Source organism: Streptomyces sp. NBC_00846 (assembly GCF_045207325.1).
In the GTDB taxonomy this organism is placed as follows: Bacteria; Actinomycetota; Actinomycetes; order Streptomycetales; family Streptomycetaceae; genus Streptomyces.
This window is the reverse complement of the sequence record NZ_CP108846.1, coordinates 6,737,238-6,754,883: the sequence shown is the minus strand read 5'-3', so window position 1 is coordinate 6,754,883 and position 17,646 is coordinate 6,737,238. Positions and strand designations below refer to the sequence as shown.

The 17,646-nt window shown below is 67.6% G+C and carries 13 protein-coding genes; 5 read left to right on the top strand and 8 right to left on the bottom strand.

Translation table 11 applies throughout. The features are described from left to right. Positions 1 to 1,227, bottom strand: coding sequence for a DNA sulfur modification protein DndB (locus OG936_RS31000; protein WP_406499198.1), 1,227 nt, complete (start codon positions 1,225 to 1,227; stop codon positions 1 to 3). Positions 1,228 to 1,422: 195 nt separating this feature from the next. On the opposite strand from OG936_RS31000, the gene OG936_RS30995 reads away from it, so the two are divergent. Together OG936_RS30995 and OG936_RS30990 are read left to right on the top strand one after the other, a co-directional pair. Beyond that, a complete protein-coding gene (locus tag OG936_RS30995; RefSeq protein WP_406499196.1) occupies positions 1,423 to 3,606 on the top strand; it encodes an N-6 DNA methylase in 2,184 nt (727 codons plus the stop codon). Between the two features lie 89 nt (positions 3,607 to 3,695). Continuing rightward, the gene (locus tag OG936_RS30990; RefSeq protein WP_406499195.1) at positions 3,696 to 5,810 is read left to right on the top strand and encodes an N-6 DNA methylase; all 2,115 of its coding nucleotides are present in this window, start codon (positions 3,696 to 3,698) and stop codon (positions 5,808 to 5,810) included. Between the two features lie 532 nt (positions 5,811 to 6,342). Here the strand turns inward: OG936_RS30990 and OG936_RS30985 are convergent. Next, the gene (locus OG936_RS30985; protein ID WP_331746122.1) at positions 6,343 to 7,734 is read right to left on the bottom strand and encodes an IS1380 family transposase; all 1,392 of its coding nucleotides are present in this window, start codon (positions 7,732 to 7,734) and stop codon (positions 6,343 to 6,345) included. Positions 7,735 to 7,882: 148 nt separating this feature from the next. Between OG936_RS30985 and OG936_RS30980 the strand changes: the two genes are divergently transcribed. Together OG936_RS30980 and OG936_RS30975 are read left to right on the top strand one after the other, a co-directional pair. Next, positions 7,883 to 8,794 (top strand): restriction endonuclease subunit S, encoded by a 912-nt coding sequence (locus OG936_RS30980; RefSeq protein WP_406499193.1) that lies wholly within the window; start codon positions 7,883 to 7,885, stop codon positions 8,792 to 8,794. After that, on the top strand, positions 8,791 to 11,970 hold the full coding sequence (locus tag OG936_RS30975) for a type I restriction endonuclease subunit R (protein WP_406499191.1): 3,180 nt from the start codon (positions 8,791 to 8,793) through the stop codon (positions 11,968 to 11,970). Before OG936_RS30980 ends, OG936_RS30975 begins: the two co-directional genes overlap by 4 nt. Positions 11,971 to 12,046: 76 nt before the next feature. Here the strand turns inward: OG936_RS30975 and OG936_RS30970 are convergent, their stop codons facing one another. Together OG936_RS30970 and OG936_RS30965 are read right to left on the bottom strand one after the other, a co-directional pair. Continuing rightward, the gene (locus OG936_RS30970; protein WP_406499190.1) at positions 12,047 to 12,277 is read right to left on the bottom strand and encodes a DUF397 domain-containing protein; all 231 of its coding nucleotides are present in this window, start codon (positions 12,275 to 12,277) and stop codon (positions 12,047 to 12,049) included. A gap of 20 nt (positions 12,278 to 12,297) precedes the next feature. After that, positions 12,298 to 13,191: a helix-turn-helix domain-containing protein gene (locus OG936_RS30965; RefSeq protein WP_406499188.1), complete on the bottom strand. Its 894-nt coding sequence runs from the start codon at positions 13,189 to 13,191 to the stop codon at positions 12,298 to 12,300. Positions 13,192 to 13,309: 118 nt separating this feature from the next. Between OG936_RS30965 and OG936_RS30960 the strand changes: the two genes are divergently transcribed. Continuing rightward, positions 13,310 to 13,777 (top strand): ATP-binding protein, encoded by a 468-nt coding sequence (locus OG936_RS30960; protein WP_406499186.1) that lies wholly within the window; start codon positions 13,310 to 13,312, stop codon positions 13,775 to 13,777. A 31-nt stretch (positions 13,778 to 13,808) separates the two neighbouring features. On the opposite strand, the gene OG936_RS30955 is transcribed toward OG936_RS30960, so the two are convergent. The 4 genes from OG936_RS30955 to OG936_RS30940 all read right to left on the bottom strand — a co-directional run bounded on the left by OG936_RS30955 (position 13,809) and on the right by OG936_RS30940 (position 17,430). Continuing rightward, positions 13,809 to 14,630, bottom strand: a complete 822-nt coding sequence (locus OG936_RS30955; RefSeq protein WP_406499184.1) for an SDR family NAD(P)-dependent oxidoreductase — start codon at positions 14,628 to 14,630, stop codon at positions 13,809 to 13,811. Between the two features lie 35 nt (positions 14,631 to 14,665). Next, on the bottom strand, positions 14,666 to 16,114 hold the full coding sequence (locus OG936_RS30950) for a hypothetical protein (protein ID WP_406499182.1): 1,449 nt from the start codon (positions 16,112 to 16,114) through the stop codon (positions 14,666 to 14,668). Positions 16,115 to 16,177: 63 nt separating this feature from the next. Continuing rightward, positions 16,178 to 16,822: a guanylate kinase gene (locus tag OG936_RS30945; protein ID WP_406499180.1), complete on the bottom strand. Its 645-nt coding sequence runs from the start codon at positions 16,820 to 16,822 to the stop codon at positions 16,178 to 16,180. Beyond that, a complete protein-coding gene (locus OG936_RS30940; RefSeq protein ID WP_406500676.1) occupies positions 16,819 to 17,430 on the bottom strand; it encodes an AAA family ATPase in 612 nt (203 codons plus the stop codon). Before OG936_RS30940 ends, OG936_RS30945 begins: the two co-directional genes overlap by 4 nt. Positions 17,431 to 17,646: the final 216 nt, after the last annotated feature.

Below are 17,646 nucleotides of genomic sequence, written 5' to 3'. Positions count from 1 at the left end.
CTACTGGCCGCGAATCCGGCGCCCGGCTTCGGTACCGGGGTAGAGGATCGCGTCGGCGACTCGGCCGCCGGAGTCCTTCACGCCGCCGCTGAAGTTGAGGCGCCCCGAGGCACCCGACTTCGCTGCCACGCCGTCCCAGTAGCGGGCCTCGCGCTCCCACCGGATGCCGGAGAGCAGCCGGTGCAGTTCGTCGGCGCCCAGGGCGTTCACCGGGTCGGCCCACGGCGCGGTGTGGTGCACGGCGATGCCGAGCCCGGCGAGCACCGCCGGTGCGGTGAGGGCGCTGCGCGAGACGAAGTGCTCGCTGCGGTCGGCGATCAGGCGGGCCAGCAGCGGCACGACGCTCTGCTCGACCTGCGCGGGGCTCGACCCGGCGGGCAGTTCGTCCTCTTGGACCGTCTCCGCCGAGCGGGACAGCCCGCCGCGTCCGTAGATCGCCGTGATCACGAGTGCCCTGAGCGCGGACAGGGTGATGACTTCGGCGTCGGTCTTCCCCACCTGCCGCTTGCTGGCGTTGACGAGCTTGGTGAACGGTACGACCTTGCCGTCGACGTCGACCTTGACGGCTTCGGCGACGCGGTGCGCGAGGCGGGTGGCGAAGTCCCGCTGGTCCATGGACATGGCCAGGTTCTTCGCGACGGCGACGCCCTGCACGTTGCGGTCGTAGAAGATCTGCCGCGCGTCGGCCACGGTCAGGTCCACATACAGCTCGAACGGCACGCGCACCTGGGCGAGTTCGGCGTACGTCAGCCCGTACCGCTCGGGGTCGTCGTACAGCTCGTGCCATGCGGTCGCCTGTGTCTCGCCGTCGATGGCGACCACGGACGTGCCCGGCGTGATGGTCAGGGTCCGCAGCCCGGTGCCGGGCAGCAGCTCGTCGCTGAGCGCGGCGAGCGGTCCGGCGTGCCAGAAGGTGATCGGCGGGGTGGACCAGCCGGCGCCCAGCTCGCCTTTTACTCCGTCGGCGATGTACTCGGCGTACGAGCCGACGTTCTTGCCCTTCTGTGTGGATTTCAGCGCCCGCTGCACCAGCGATCGCAGTTCGGCATGGCGGCGCACAGCGCCGGACGCAGCCTTGAGCGTCTTCGTGTCCTCCTCACGGCGGGGCGAGGGGACGAGCTGGACGAGCGTCGGTACGGACATGGTCCCGATCACGGCGTCCGCACGGAACGGCATGACGGTGAGCTGGGTTCCCTCGACGACGGCGGTCGGCATGGTGAGGCGCATGGCAGTTCCCCCAAAGGATCGGTGAGGCGGCGGACAGGCAGGCCGCAGGGATCGCTTGTCGTTCGGATGGCGGTCACCATCCGGAAGCAACGACAGATAAGCACTACCGTGAAAGCACTGTCAAACAGCTTGCGAGATTTGACGGCTGGTGTAGTTTGTTAACAGCTCCCTACCGAGAGGCTCAGGACTCGCGCCATGCCCCAGCCATCCGCACAGGTGACAGCCGCCGAGATCTCGCGCATCGCGGGGGTCACACGCGCCACTGTCAGCAACTGGCGCCGACGTCACGACGACTTCCCCGCCCCTTCGGGAGGCACCGAGAGCAGCCCCCTGTACGACCTGCCGGCCGTGCGCGCCTGGCTGGACACCCGAGGTCACACCGCGGCGGTCAGCCCGCTGGAGGAATTGCGCACCTCGCTGCGGCTGCACCCGCAGGGCAGTGGCACGGCAGCGCGCCTCCTCCCCCTCGTCCTCACCACCGCCCGTCGCACGCCGGACGAGCTGACGGCCCTGACCGAGTTGCCGGACGCCGATCTCGCCGCCCGCGCGAACGGCGCGGTCTCGACGCTCGCGGAGACCGTCCCCGGTGCGGAGGCCTCCCGCTTCTCGTCCGGTGACGCCCCGGTGCTGCGGGCTTTGGTCCGGTGCGTGCGTGACGAGGGCGGCGAAGCGGCGCTGAGTGCGCTGGCGGAGCGGGAGCTGGAGGACAGTGCCACCAGCGGTACCTACCGAACCCCCGCCCCGCTCGCGGATCTCGTGGCCCGGCTGGTACCGGGTCCGCTGTCCCGCGTTCTCGACCCGGCCTGTGGCAGCGGAACACTGCTCACGGCGGCCGCCCGGCGGGGCGCGACGGAGCTGTACGGCCAGGACAGCGTGCCGGTCCAGGCCCGGCGCAGCGCGGTGGCCCTGATGCTGGCCGCCCCGGACGCGACGGTGACCGTCCGCACCGGCGACAGCCTCCGCGCCGACGCCTTCGGCGGGCTCGCCGTCGACGCCGTACTGTGCAACCCGCCCTACGGCGACCGGGACTGGGGCCACGACGAGCTGGCCTACGACCCCCGCTGGGCATACGGCGTGCCCGCGCGCGCCGAGTCCGAACTGGCCTGGGTCCAGCACGCACTCGCTCATCTCGTAGCCGGCGGCCATGCCGTCCTGATCCTTCCGCCCGCCACCGCTTCCCGTGCGTCGGGCCGCCGCGTACGGATGGAGCTGGTACGCAGCGGAGCCCTGCGCGCGGTCGTCGCCCTGCCGGCCGGAGCAGCGGCCCCACTGCATGTGGGGCTGCAGATCTGGGTTCTGCAACGGCCGGAACCGAGCGGCCCGGAGCGGAAGTCCGTGCTCTTCGTCGATACGTCCGAGGAGCGCGGCACGGTACGGGCCGGGGGCGGCGTGGAGGCCGACTCTCGCGGGAGCGGGCCTCGGTCGGGCACACGGGGCGGCGGCCGGGCTTCCCTGGACTGGACGGCCCTGACGGACCGGGTACTCACCGCGTGGGCAGCCTTCACGGACGCCCCGGACGAGTTCACCGACGAACCCGGCATCGCGCGTGCGGTCCCGGTGGTCGACCTCATCGGAGATCTCGTCGACCTCTCCCCCGCCCGGTATGTACGTGTCTCCCGTACCGACATCGAACCGGCGGAACTCGCCCGGGAAACGGACGACAGCCGCCGACGGCTCATCGCCTCCGCCGAGTCCCTGGGCAGGGCCGCGGGTCACGTCGACTGGCAGGCGGCCGGACCGGCAGCGCGGGAGTGGCGTACGGCAACGGCGTCCGACCTGGCACGGGGCGGCGCGCTCGCCCTGCTGCGCACGGCCCCCGACGCGAAGGAGCCCAAAGAACCGCAGGACGCGCCCTCCGTACCAACAGCCACCGCCGTCCTGACCGGCGCGGACATCGCGCGCGGCACGGGCCCGACCGGCGACCCGTCCGGACTGCGAGCGGACTCCACCCCGGTGATCATTGCGGGCGATGTGCTCGTCCGGTCGGTCGCGGGCGGCAGCGGGCCGATGGTGCGGGTGGCGGGCGAGGCGGACGAGGGGGCACTCCTCGGTCGGCAGGTCCACCTCTTCCGGCCTGATCCCGCGCGGCTCGACCCGTGGTTCCTCGCGGGCTTCCTGGGCGCGGAGGAGAACCTCGCCGGCGCATCGACCGGGAGCACGGTCCTGCACGTCAGCCCGGGCCGACTGCGCGTACCCCTCCTGCCGTTGGAGGACCAGCGCCGGTACGGGGAGGCGTTCCGCCGCGTCCACGAGCTACGGGCGGAGGCGCGGCGCGCGACGGAGCTGGCCGAGCGGACGGCACGGCTGTTGGCGGGCGGGCTGACGGGGGGCGGGCTGGTCCCGTCGTCGCCCGGGCATGCCTCCGTCGATTCGGCCTGAACGACACCACGGCCTTCACGCATCCATCACACTTATCCGAACCCACTCCGGTTGGGGTGGGCGGGTCCGAAAGGAAACCGGGGAATCCCTTGAACAGCAGCAAGCACACGGAGCTGGCGAACCACGCCTGGTCCGTCGCCGACCTTCTGCGCGGCGATTACAAGCAGTCGGACTACGGAAAGGTCATCCTTCCGTTCACGGTGCTGCGCCGCCTGGAGTGCGTGTTGGAGCCGACGCGCGACAAGGTCGTGGAGGAGGCCGCCCGGTGCGAGCAGCAGGACCTCGACCCTGACTACTTCCTTCCGCGGGCGTCGGGCCACTCCTTCTACAACACGAGCGGCCTGACCCTGAAGAAGATCGCCGGCGACCCGGACAACGCCGCCGCCAACCTTCAGGTGTACATCGCGGGCTTCTCGCCCAACGCCCGTGAGGTCCTGGAGAAGTACGAGTTCGCCCAGCAGATCCGCAAGCTCGACGGCGCGAACCTGCTCTACCAGGTCATCGGCAGGTTCACGGACCTGGACCTGCGCCCCGAGGTCGTGTCCAACCACAACATGGGCTACATCTTCGAGGAGCTGATCCGCCGCTTCTCCGAGCAGTCCAACGAGACCGCAGGTGAGCACTTCACCCCGCGCGAAGTCATCAAGCTGATGGTCAACCTGCTGATCGCCCCGGACGGCGACGCGCTCAGTATCCCCGGCGTCGTCCGCACGGTCCTGGACCCGGCCTGCGGCACGGGCGGCATGCTCAGCGCGGCCGAGGAACACATTAGGGCGTACAACAAGGACGCCACGGTGGAGGTGTACGGCCAGGAGCTCAACCCGGAGTCCTGGGCGATCTGCCGGTCCGACCTGATGATCAAGGGCCAGGACCCGGAGAACATCGCCTCCGGCAACTCCTTCTCCGACGACGGCCACGCGCGGGAGAAGTTCGACTACCTGCTGGCCAACCCGCCGTTCGGCGTGGCGTGGAAGAAGGTCCAGGAGGAGGTCGAGTACGAGCACAGGAACCTCGGCGACTCCGGCCGCTTCGGCGCGGGCCTGCCCCGTATCAGCGACGGCTCGCTGCTCTTCCTCCAGCACATGGTCTCGAAGATGAAGCCGGTGGACGTGAAGGGCGGGGGCGGTTCACGCATCGCCGTCGTCTTCAACGGCTCCCCGCTCTTCTCGGGCGCGGCCGGCTCGGGTGAGTCGGAGATCCGCCGCTGGATCCTGGAGAACGACTGGCTGGAGGCGATCGTCGCCCTGCCGGACCAGCTCTTCTACAACACAGGGATCTCGACTTACTTCTGGATTCTGACGAACCGTAAGGACGCCGAACACAAGGGCAAGGTCGTCCTGTTGGACGCCCGCGACCAGTGGGTGAAGATGCGCAAGTCGCTCGGCGACAAGCGCAAGGAGCTGGGCGACGGCACGGGCGGCAAGCCGAACCACATCGGCGACATCACCCGCCTGTACGGGGACGCGGTGGCAGCCGCGGCGGACCCGGAACACCCGATGCACGCCAAGGTGAAGGTCTTCGACAACACGGCCTTCGGCTACCAGCGGATCACGGTCGAACGGCCGCTGAAGCTGCGCTTCGAGCTGACGGACGACACGCTGGCGGCGCTGCTGGCATCGAAGCCGGTGCAGAAGTGGGCGGAGGAGCGCTTCCTGCCGCACGAACCGAAACTAGCGGCGAAGGTGAAGGCCCGCCGGAAGCTGACGGACGAGGAAGAGGCGCAGTTCCGGAAGCTGGCGGAGGCCGAGGCGCAGGTACTCGGGGACGCGCTGGCCCCGCTGCTGGGTACGGAGTGGGCGACCAAGTCCGAGGCGCAGGTCGCGGTACGGAACGCCATGGCGGAAGCCGGCGTCCAGGGCCCGACGGGCGCACCGTTCACGAAGGCACTGCGGGACACGGTGGGCGTACGGGGCCCGGAGGGCGAGGTGCAGATCCTCAAGGGCGAGACGGAACCGGACAGCGAGCTGCGGGACTACGAGAATGTGCCGCTCGGCGAGGACGTGGAGGAGTACCTGAAGCGGGAGGTGCACCCGCACGTGCCGGACGCATGGATCGACCACACGAAGACGAAGGTGGGGTACGAGATCCCGTTCACGCGGCACTTCTACGTGTACGAGCCGCCGCGGCCGTTGGCGGAGATCGACGCGGAGCTGAAGGCGCTTGAGGCGGAGATCCAGGCACTGCTGGGAGAGGTTACCGAATGACTACTGGCACACTCTCAGGAATCGCCGCTCCCGCTGGCTGGAAGTGGCAGGCGCTGTGGGCCACCATGCCGCGAATCAAGGAGATCAACGGGCAAGACCTCACCCCCCTGTCCGTTTACCTGGATAGCGGTGTAGTTCCACGTGACTCTCGGGCCGACAATCACAATCAGCTCGGCGAAGACCTCTCACGATATCTCGTCGTGCGTCCCGATGACATCGTCTTCAACAAGCTCCGCACTTGGCAAGGTGGCCTAGGGGTCTCGAAGTACCACGGAATCGTCAGCCCTGCCTACTTCGTATGCCGACCTGACATCACGTCGGATTCACGCTTCCTCCACTATCTCCTGCGCTCCCAGCCGTACCTGACTGAGCCTGGATCCACCGGGTGGATTTCGGGGTGAGGGTTTCGGCGGATTTTTGGTCCTCGCGGAGTTGACCGGTGGTTTCGGGTGTCGGGTGTCCGCTGGTCTGCCCAGCTTTTCCACGTGTCTGCAGGTATCGGGCCCTCTCGGGCGGGTCGTTTCAGGGAGCGTCAGCCGACTGGTGGTGGCGCGTGCGTGGCGGTGAACAGCTGGATGAACTCGCTTTCCCAGGGCCAGTGTTGGGGCAGGTGGAGGGTGAGGTGGCGTGCTGAGCGGGCCAGACGTGCGGGGACGTTGATCAGGTGGTCGCGGATCGTCGCGGTGGTCGCGCGGGCATGGAACGCGCAGGCCAGGGCCCCGGCGGCGCGGGTCAGGTTGTGGGCGAGGGCGGCGAGCGTGAGCCAGGCGGCGTTCGCCTGGAAGTGCCCGGAGGGGGCGTGCGCGAAGGCGCTGTTCTTGACGTCCGCGATCACCTGCTCCACCACGGCGTGCCGTCGGTGATCACGCTCGGCGTCGATCAGGGTGAGCGGGGAGTCGGTGAACGCGGCGTGGTAGCGCCAGGTATCGAAGAGCGTGCCCTGTCCCTCGGGCAGGGCCGCGGGGTTGAGCCGCTTCACCCTGCGCACGATCAATCGGGCGGTGACCTGCTGTTTCTTTGGCTTGGAGGTGAAGGCGGTGTAGGTGGTCTCGGCTATCTCCGCGTCCGAGATCCAGCACTGTCCCTCCTCGTCCCAGACCGCCTTGGGGTACTTGATCGCCGTCCACGCGCTCTCGCCGATGGCCGCGATGGCGGTCTTGACCGAGGCGTTCATCCGCGCCGTGACGGAGAACCGGGCGTCCGCGGCCCGGCAGGCGTTCACCACGTCAGCGCCGTAGAACGCGGAGTCGGCACGCACGATCAGCAGGCCGCCGGCCCCGCAGGTGCGGGCGGCGCGGATGGTCTCGGCAACGAACCCGGCCGCACCGCGTGCCGAGTTCGTGGGCCCCTTGCGCAGGCGGGTGGCAGCGATCACCGGTGCGGCGAGCGGGGTGGAGATGATCCCGAGCAGCGCGTTCAGGCCCTTGACCTTGCTGTATCCGTAACCGGCACCCTGCTTGGCATAGCCGTAGGTACGGCGGATCGTGTCGTCAATGTCCACATAAGCCACCGCCTGCGCGCCGGGCAGCAGCCCGGTGTGCGCGGCCAGGGCGGGTAGGAACCGCCGGGCCACGGCATGCAGTTGCTTCACATGACCGTGGGTGAAGGAACGCAGGAACGAGCCCAGCGTGGACGGCGCCCGCACCCCGGTGAACAGCCGGGACAGTCCGCCGTGCCGCAACCGGTCCATGTCATCGAAGCTGTCCGCACCCGCGACCATGCCGCCGACCAGCGACATCACCTTCGCCGCCGGGAAAGAACCCGTGCCGTCCCTCGAGACCGGCAGCTTCACCAGGCCCTCGACCAGCGCGGGCAGTCCGCACCGCTCGGCCAGACGCGCCACCGGCTCAAGCCCGCCGTACGCGACGAGATTCGGGTCATCGAACCGTGCGGAGACCATCGCGGCGGCATGGGAAGATTGCATCTCGGAAGTGCCTTGTCGATCGTGCCTGATGTGGTCCTAGAGAAACCCCATCATCGCAGGTCACAAGGCACTTCCTCGTTTCCGTGAGAGTCATCCACAGACGTCAAGCCGGTGGATCCAGGCTGAGCTGACTCGCATTTCAAAGTGGATGCCTCCGTCACAGTTTGATACACCGTGGGAGACCTTGCGTAAGCTTCCTCTACTGCTACCTCCAGCGGAAGAGCAGCGCCGCATCGCCGACTTCCTCGACGCCGAAACCGCCCGCATCGACGGGCTGCTTGGCTCGCAGCAACGACTCTTGGGCCTTCTGTCTCAACGAAGAACAGCTGGCGTAGTTGCCGCAGTGTCCGGCGGAGCTTGCTCAGCCCGACAAACCGCCAAACTCCCGTGGCTGCAATCACTCCCTCTGCACTGGCAGGAAGTGCGAGTAGGCCTCGTCGCCCGGATGGGCAGCGGCCATACCCCTAGCAGAGCACACCCGGAGTGGTGGGTGAATTGCACCATCCCTTGGATCACGACTGGCGAGGTCAAACAAGTCCGCGACGACCGCATCGAGGACTTGCACCTCACGCGGGAGAAGATCAGCGACCTCGGTTTGGCCAACTCTTCCGCCGAATTGTGCCCCAAGGGCACAGTGTTTCTATGCCGCACTGCCTCGGCAGGGTATTCCGGCGTTATGGGTGACAACATGGCCACTAGCCAGGACTTTGTCACGTGGACATGCGGTCCACTTCTCAACCCGTACTTTCTCCTCTGGTGCCTGCGCGCGATGCGGCCCGACTTGCTCGGACGCCTCGCCATGGGCTCCACCCACAAGACTATCTACGTTCCAGACCTCCAGATGCTCCGCATCCCTCTGCCGCCTCTGGCCGAACAGACAGAAATCGTCGAGACCATCAGAGGCCAGAACCATGAAATTGATGTCCTCGCGGACAAGGTGCGCCGCCAGGAAAAATTGCTCGCCGAACGTCGCCAAGCCCTCATCACCGCTGCCGTAACCGGCCAGTTCGACGTCTCCACCGCCAGTGGCCGCAACGTAACGGACGGAGTGCACCCATGAGCCCCATCCACAACGAGTCCGCCTTCGGGGACGCCATCGTCGCCGCGATGACCGAGCGCGGCTGGCGTGAGGCGCGGCCCGAGGACTATCAGGCCGACCTCGGGCTGGACACTAACGAGCTGTTCACCTTCCTCGGCGAGACACAGATCAACGAGTGGAACGAACTGCTCGCCGTCTACGGCAACAACGTCAACGACACCCAGCACGGCTTCGCCCGGCGCCTGGACAAGGCCATCAGCGAGGACGGCCTGCTCAACGTCCTCCGCAACGGCGTCAAGGACCGGGGCGTCCGCCTCCGCGTGGCCTACTTCAAGCCGAATTTGGTCGCCGACGACTCCGTCCTCGACGGCTACCGCGCCAACCGCCTCACCGTCGTACGCGAACTCGTCTACGCCACCAAGCAGGCCGACTGGGGCAACAAGCTCGATCTGACCTTGTTCCTCAACGGCATCCCCATCGCCACCGCCGAGTTGAAGAACCCGCTCACCCGGCAGGGCGTCGAGCAGGCCAAGGAGCAGTACCGTACCGACCGTGATCCCACCGAACTGATCTTCACCCGCCGCGTCATCGCGAACTTCGCCGTGGACCCGGATCTCGTCTTCGTGGCGACGCAGCTCCGGGGCAAGAACACCCGCTTCCTGCCCTTCAACACCGGTTCCAACGGCGCGGGCCTGCCCGGTGGCGCAGGGAACCCGGACCCCACCGCGTACGGCGCGTATTCCACCTCCTACCTGTGGGAGCAGGTCTGGGCGCGGGACAACTGGCTGGAACTGCTTCAGCGTTACGTGCACCAGCAGAAGACCCGGACCCCCGGCGGTGGGACCACCAAGTCGACGATCTTCCCGCGCTTCCACCAGTGGGACGTCGTCAAGAAGCTCACCACCCATGCCGCGACCCACGGCGTGGGCCAGAACTACCTCGTCATGGCCTCGGCCGGTTCCGGCAAGTCGAACACCATCGGCTGGCTGGCTCACCGCCTGAGCGACCTCCACGCCGACTCCGACCCCCGCACGCTCGACCCGGAGGCGTTGTCGGCTGGCCGGATCAAGCCGGGTGCGCCGGTCTTCGACAAGGTCATCGTCATCACGGACCGCCGAAACCTCGATGCCCAACTCCGGGAAACGGTCGGCAGTTTCTCGCAGACCGATGGCCTGGTCGTGAAGGTGGACGAGAAGCACGGCTCGAAGAGCGAGCAGCTCGCCCGCGCGCTCTCCCGCGACACGGGCAAGATCGTGACCGTCACCCTTCACTCGTTCCCCGCGCTCATCGACTACATCGAGCGCAACCCGACGGAGATCAAGGGCACGAATTTCGCCATCGTCATCGACGAGGCGCACTCCTCCCAGTCCGGCGACGCCTCCACCGCCGTCAAGGCCGCCCTGCGTGACCTCGGTCTGGACGCCGACTCGGAGGACCAGGGCGCAAGCGCTGTCACCGTCTACGAGAAGCTGAAGCAGAAGGCCGCGGAGCGTTCCCGGGCCGCGAATCTCTCCTACTTCGCATTCACCGCCACCCCGAAGGCGAAGACCCTCGAACTCTTCGGCACGGAAGACACCGTGGACGGCAAGGCGGCCTACCGCCCCTTCCACACCTACTCCATGCATCAGGCCATCGAGGAAGGCTTCATCCTCGACCCGCTGCGGAACTACGTCACGTACAACACGTACTGGAAGCTGGTGAACCAGAATCAGGACGAGCGCGAGGTGGACCCCTCGAAGGCCAACAGCCTGCTCGCCCGGTACGCCCTCACCCACGAGCACACCGTCTCCCAGCACGCGCAGGTGATCGTCGAGCACTTCCTGACGCACTCCCGCGGCCGGCTCGGCGGGCGCGCCAAGTCCATGGTGGTGACGGCCTCGCGGCAGTCCGCCGTACAGATGGCGCGGGCGATCAAGAGCTACATCAAGGACCGGGAGTACGACACCAAGTACCCGGACCTGGGTGTCCTGGTGGCGTTCTCCGGCTCGCTCACGATCGACGGCGAGGAGACGACCGAGCCGAAGGAGAACGGCGGGATCGCGGAGAGCGCGCTGCCGAAGGCATTCGCGTACACGCGCGCCGACGACAAGGCGGTCGGCATGGGCGGCCGGGGCCAGCAGGAGTACAAGATCCTGGTGGTCGCGGAGAAGTACCAGACCGGCTTCGACCAGCCGCTGTTGACGACCATGTACGTCAACAAGACGCTGACCGGTATCTCCGCCGTGCAGACCCTCTCCCGGCTCAACCGCACCGCCGACCGCAAGACCCAGTCGGACCTGGCGGTCCTGGATTTCGTGAACGACGCCGAGGACATCCAGGAGGCGTTCCGCCCGTATTTCGAGGAGGCCAACACCCTCCCGTCCGAGCCCAATCTCCTCTACACCGCGCAGAGTCGGGTGATGTCGGCGCCGATCATCTCCGAGTCGGAGATGGACGAGTTCGCTACGGCGTACTTCGCGGCGAAGGAGAAGGCGGCCGGTTCGCAGGCAAAGTGGGAGAAGCTCCACGCGGAGCTGTACCGGCTCCTCTCCCCCGCCGTCGCCCGCTTCACGCCACTCCTGGAGAGCGAGGAGGAGGACGACGTGGAGACGGCGGAGGCCTTCCGTGCGGACCTCAACGACTATGTGCGTAAGTACGGTTTCCTCGCCCAGATCGTCCCGTACCGCGACGCCGAGCTGGAACGCCTCCACCTCTACGGCCGTTACCTCCTCAACCGGCTCCCCCGCCGTGCCGACGGTGGCGTCGACATAGGCGAGATCGACCTCAGTCACCTGCGCATCGAGAAGACGGGTGAGCACGACGTCTCACTCACCCCCGAGGGCTCGACCGAGCTCCCGGGTTTCGGTGACGGATCAGGCGGCGCGGCGGAGGCGGAGAAGTCGCTGCTGTCGGAGCTGATCAAGGCGTTCAACGCCAAGTTCGGCACGGACTTCACCGAGGAGGACGTCCGCAAGCCGTTCAACAAGACCACGGAAGACCCCAAGGTCCGGGCGGCAGCCGTCGTCAACGACGAGGCCAACTTCGGCAAGGTCTGGGACCGGGCCTTCGCCGACAACATGGCCGACCACATCGAGGCCACCGCCGGCATGGGCCGCCAGTACTTCGGCCCCGACAAGAGCTTCCGCTCCAACCTTGACCGCAGCGCGCGCCGGGCGGCGTGGCGGATGATCCGCCGCGAGGAGGGCGTGGACGAGTAGTCCCGCAACACACACGGGAGGGTCCCGCCGTTGCGCCTGTGCGGCGCGCGGCGGGACCCTCTTGGCGTTGTGTGCCTCAGCCAGCGACGAGGCCGATGAATCCGACCCACGCGCCCGGCCCAACGGTCAGCATGGGGCCGCTGAGCTGCTTCGAGTCGCGGATGTGCACGTGCGTGGCCGCAGCGGCGAACTCCACGCATTCGCCGCCTTCGCCACTGCTGTAGCTGCTCTTGCGCCAGGCGACCTCTACGCACTCGCCGCCTTCGGCCCCGCTGTAGCTGCTCTTGAACCAAGCCAGCTCCCGCATGGCAGGAGTATCGATGGTGTTCATAGTTCTCCCAGCAACTTCTCGATGAATCCCAACGACTCCCGCGGAGTGAGAGCCTGCGACCGGATGATCCCATAGCGCGCCGCTACGGAGCGCACCTCATCCCTGTCGGTCAGCAGGATGCTGCGCCCCTGCACCTCCAGGTACGCAATCTGGTCTCCGCCGTTGCGAGTAATCAGGGTGAATGGCCCATCCAGTCCGGCGTTGTCCTCGCGGTCGGTCGGCATGACCTGAATCTCGACGCTGCGCTGATGACCAACAAGCAGAATCTGCTCAAGGACGCCACGCAGCACTGACTTTCCGCCGAACGGCCGCCGCAGAACGGCCTCCTCGATCACGAAGCTCATCAAGGGGGCCGGCCACCGATTGAGAATCTCCTGTCGAGCGACACGAGCTGACACACGCTGCTCGATCGTGTCCTCATCCAGAAGTGGCCGCCGCATCGCGAGCAGAGCGCGGGTGTACTCCTCAGTCTGGAGAAGTCCGGGCACGGCGCTAACTGCGTACAGAAACAGCTCCAGCGCCTTGGCCTCCAACCGTGCCGCGTCCCGGAAGAACGGCGGATACTGCGCCCGCGCAACCTCCTCCTTCAACGCCAGCAACAAGCCCCCGGCCTCCAGCACCGCGTCCGCCTTGTCGATGAACTCGGGCTGCGGAATCCGCCGCCCCTGCTCGAACGACGCGACGGACTGGGCCGCGTAGCCCACCTGCTTCCCGAACTCCGTCCGGTCCAGCCCTGCCCGCAGACGTAGCAGCTTCAGCTGCCGCCCGAACGCGGTCATCACTCCGGACCCCGGCTCGCCCTCCGGCCGCTTCCCGGCTTCCGCACCCGACACACCCGAGCCCGACTCCACGTCCGTATCCTCGTCCGCGTCGCCCCGTGTCACCGTCATCGCCACCGCCTGTCTCACGCACCCACGTACGTACACGCAGACCGCCTCCGCGTACAAGCAGTCCGCGACGGCGCGTCACCCCTGGTCACGCTACGCCACCGAACGACACCGTGGAGCCATGACCAGCAATCCACCACTCCCCGTGCGGCCCCTCCGCACCAATCAACCCCAGCTCCCCTGGCACCACTTCTCGATGCGCTTCAGCTCCACGCCACGTGGTGCCCGCCTCGCCCGGCGCCTGGCCGGCGAGCGGCTCGACGCGTGGGGCGTCCCGTACGGCAGCGACACGCACGACACGGTGACGCTGGTCGTCGCCGAGCTGAGCGCCAACGCCGTAAGCCACGGCCTCGTGCCCGGCCGCGACTTCCGCCTGCGCCTGTCCGCCGAGGGCACCACCCTGCGCGTCGAGGTCACCGACACCCGAGACGAGAGGATCCCCACCCTCGCCGAACCGGCATCGGCCGACCAGGAAGACGGACGCGGCCTGCTCCTCGTGGCCGCACTCACGGACCGCTGGGGCTGGTACCCGTGCGCGGACGGCCCCGGCAAGACGGTCTGGGCCGTGCTGGAGGTGGGAATGCCATAGGCCCGGCGCGGCAGCTGGCCGCTTCACTTGGCTAAGCCCTCCCGAGCCCCGCCTGTGGCTGGCCGCCGTCGACCGGGATGTGGGCGCCGTTCACGGCTACTGAGGCCGGGGAGAGGAGGAAGGCGATGACCCGGGCGACTTCATCGGCATTCAGCAGGCGTCCGTTGGGGTTGCGTTCCGCATAGGCCTTGTACGTCGCTGGGTCTCGCCGACGCAGGCGGTCCCAGCTCTTGCCCGGAAGGAGGATCGAGCCGGGGCTGACTGTGTTGACCCGGATCCCGTAGGGGGCGAGTTCCTGGCACAGGGCACCGGCCAGGTAGATCTCGGACGCCTTGGCCGCCCCGTACTGGGCGGGAAAGCGGGGCTTCCAGCCGGAGATGGAGGCGACGATCACCACCGAGCTTCCGGGACACAGGCTGTCCAGCGCCGCTCGTACGGTACGCACGGCGTGACCGCCGTTCAGCTCCCAGGTCTCCTGCCAGTCCTCGCGGGTCGAGTCGAGGAGCCCGCCGCCACGCTTGCCGCCGATGTTGGCGACCAGGCCGTCGAGACCGCCGAGTTCGCGTCCGGCCTGCCGCGTGAAGTCCTCCAGTTCGTCCGGGGCCAGGATGTCCACAGCCCCCGTGAAGACTTGGGCATCAAAGTCCCTCCGCAGTTCGCACGAAGCCCGGGCAAGGGTGTCGGCATCGCGGCCGCACATCGCGATGGACGCCCCCTCGGCTGCGAGGCGGCGGGTGACCGCGTACCCCAGTCCCCTGCTACCGCCAGTCACCAGGAACGACTTGCCCCTCAGTCCGTACGTAACAGCCGGTGCCGCCGTCACTTGTTCTTCGGCCTCTTCACGCTCTTCCATGGACGCCACTGTGCCAGCCTGTCGCCAACAGACGCTCAGCGCACCAACTTGCGGATGACGATGCCTACGATGAGTGTGGTGAACAGCATTCCCGCGGCCGTGAACGAAACCGCCAGTGCAGACCATCCGGCCGACTTGAGCTCCGATGGCACGCCGGTACCGACATTCAGCCACAGCGCGAGGGCGAGAACGAAGGACTTTCCCGCAACGGTCACATCCAACAGCCCCCGGCTCGGTTCGCGCACCGCGCCCGCCAGATGGAGCACGACACCCGTCAGGAAAACCCCCACCGCCAGTACACGCGCCGGGTTCCGCGCACGCACTCCCCAGCCGAGGATGCCGCCGAGGATGCCCCACCCGATGGCCCGCCGCAGAGGCGGCAGAGCGGTCGCCTCGCGTTGCCGCGCCAGGTAGTAGAGCTCGTCGACCTCCCTGTTCCGGTTCCTTCTGACCAGCGCCGACCGTACGGACTCCAGCGCCACGGCGGTCACTTCGGTGAAGGAACGCTCCAGAAACAAGGTGATCTGGCGGCCGTTACGGAAGACCTGGCCGGCGAGCTCCATGTCACCGACGCTGGAGGATTCGTCGAGGCTGTATCGGGAGCTGCCGGACGGAATACCGAGTGTGCCCGTCACCGAGGAGCCGTGCAGGCTGATCACCGAGGAATCCTGAGACTCCGAACTCAAGGACATCACATCAGTGTTGTGAAAGGCGAGACGGGCGGTCGGGGCGTTCTGCTCGCTGCGCGCGCTCTCGGACAGACCGAGGTTGCGTACCTCCACGGGCCCTCGGACTCTGCTGTTGCTGATCGTGCTGTCCCCGGAAGGAATTACCAGTCCGTTCACTCGCACCGTCTCGCTGCACCGCAGCCCGTTCGCTCGCAACGGTTCATCCAGTCGCACGCGCTGCAGGGTGAGTTCGGGTGTCTCGACCTCGTCGAGATCGAGTGTGGAAAGCCAGAGGTCATCGAACGTGATGTCCTCACGGGCGCGCAGCCCCCGGACCACCAAGCTCGGCCGTCCTCGGCGGCCACCTGTGGCCTGGCTGCGAACCACAAGCGAGGACACGCGCGTGTTACTGATCTGGACCGACCCACGCAGGGCGTTGATCTGTACGAGCTCCTCCACCCGAAGGCGCTCCAGCCGGGCGGTGGCGCATGAGTGCAGGGCGAGGAAGTCCAGCGAGGTGTCGATAATCGTGATCTCGCAGCCCATCGATGCGTTACGGATCGTCAGGCGGCCGATCCGGGAATTGACCACCAGGAGCGCGTCCGCTTCCACGTGGTCGACGACCAGTTCGTCGATATGGCAGGACCGCACGGTCAGCGCCCCGTCGATACTGACACGGTCGAGCGAGACGCGGTCGGCAGAGACGGTGTCAAGCAGAAGGTCGGCGGTGACCTCGTCCTGGCGCAGATGCACACTGCGGTCGCTGACCGTGCGCTGGCGACCAATTCTTGCCAGGTCCTCGAGTGTCCGGACCACTCCCACCGGCATCCCCCTGCTGCTTGTGGCCGTTGATGTTGCTATGCGTGTGCGCCAACGTACTCAACCCCGGCATGCACTCGCGCTCTGGCGGGAGCCGTGTCCGCCCGGATCAAGTCCAAGAGCCGCGAGCAGGTCTTTCCTACTGACAACGTCCGGTGACTCGACGAGCGCATGAGCGATCTGCTTGGCCGCCGTCGCCGGATCTGTACGGTCCGTGCGTACCACCACATCGAACAGATCACGTACATCAGAGCCGAGTACGTCCTGTGCTGTCTCGTCCCAAGCGGCGAGCCGCTTCGGCGTGTCGGTGTCTCCCCGCTCGCCGGACCGTTCCTTGCACACGTTCCTCGGCACCCAGAGGAGGACGCGCAGCCATGAGGTCGCCCGAGTCCGGTTCAGCATGGTGCGCATGTCGGTGACGTTGCCGATGTGCGTGACCGGAACCAGCCCCTGCTCTTGCGGCTGGGTGAGGGAGAGGTGGTCGACGGCGTAGATGTTGCCGTAGCGGGGGGTCTCCACGACGATTCTGTCTCGGCGGCGCAGGTCGTCGAGTTCCTCGGCGGTGACGAACCGGTATCCGGCTGACCGGCCCGTGCCGTGCTTGAGCTTGGTGACCAACTGGAACCGTGGGTCGGCGGAGCAGAGGGCTGCCGTCACCGTGTCCTTACCGGCGGTGGGCGGCCCGTACAGGACGACCGCGCTCACGAGTCCCCCACAAGCCGTTGCGCGATGGTCTCGACCTGCTCGGCCAGAGGACGTGAGGCGCCAATGCGGTTGTCGATCACGTGGTGAGATGTCACCGGTCTCAGGCCCACGTCGATGCCGCTCGTGTACGCCGGCCAGTGCGTCAGCTTCCACGTGTCGCGTGAGGCATTCCGCGAGATCAGCCGGTCACGCATCGACTCCAGGTCGCTGTCCACCCACAGCGTCTCGAAGCGCGCCCCCGTCCTGCCGCAACGGCGTGCCACCCGGGACGTCCACTGTGCGTCGGAAGCCTCGGCCAGGAAGGGCGCGACGGCGACCACGGACGTACCGCACTCGAGGTTCTCCCAGACGGCCTTCATGAGGCACGCGTACTCCAGCGGCCTGGCGTGCTCCAGGTAGGTGGGGCTGTGGCGGTCGTCCGGGTCACCGCCCAGCGCTTGCAGCAGCCGCTCGGTCATCGGACGGCTGATGGTGTCCTTGTCGAGCATGGCCCACCCAGTCGCCGCCGCCAGCAGCTTGCCGGCCTCGGACTTGCCCGAACCGGCATATCCGGCGACGAGAGCAAGGGTAATGGTGCTCGTGCCTAAAGCAGTGGTCACTCTGTCCATCCCCGAGACGAATTTGAACAACTGGGCTCAGCTTAAAGGTGGATGGAGGTTTGTGGTGATCGCGGGCGCAGAGCAACCGGCCGTGACCGGAAAGAGGCGCCCCGCGCGCCTCCGTACCGCCGCCACTGGACTGAAGATCGCCCCACCAGGGACACTTGCCCTCCACCATGCCGACAGCCGGTCCAGCCGTGCACACCGGCCAGCACACGCACACAC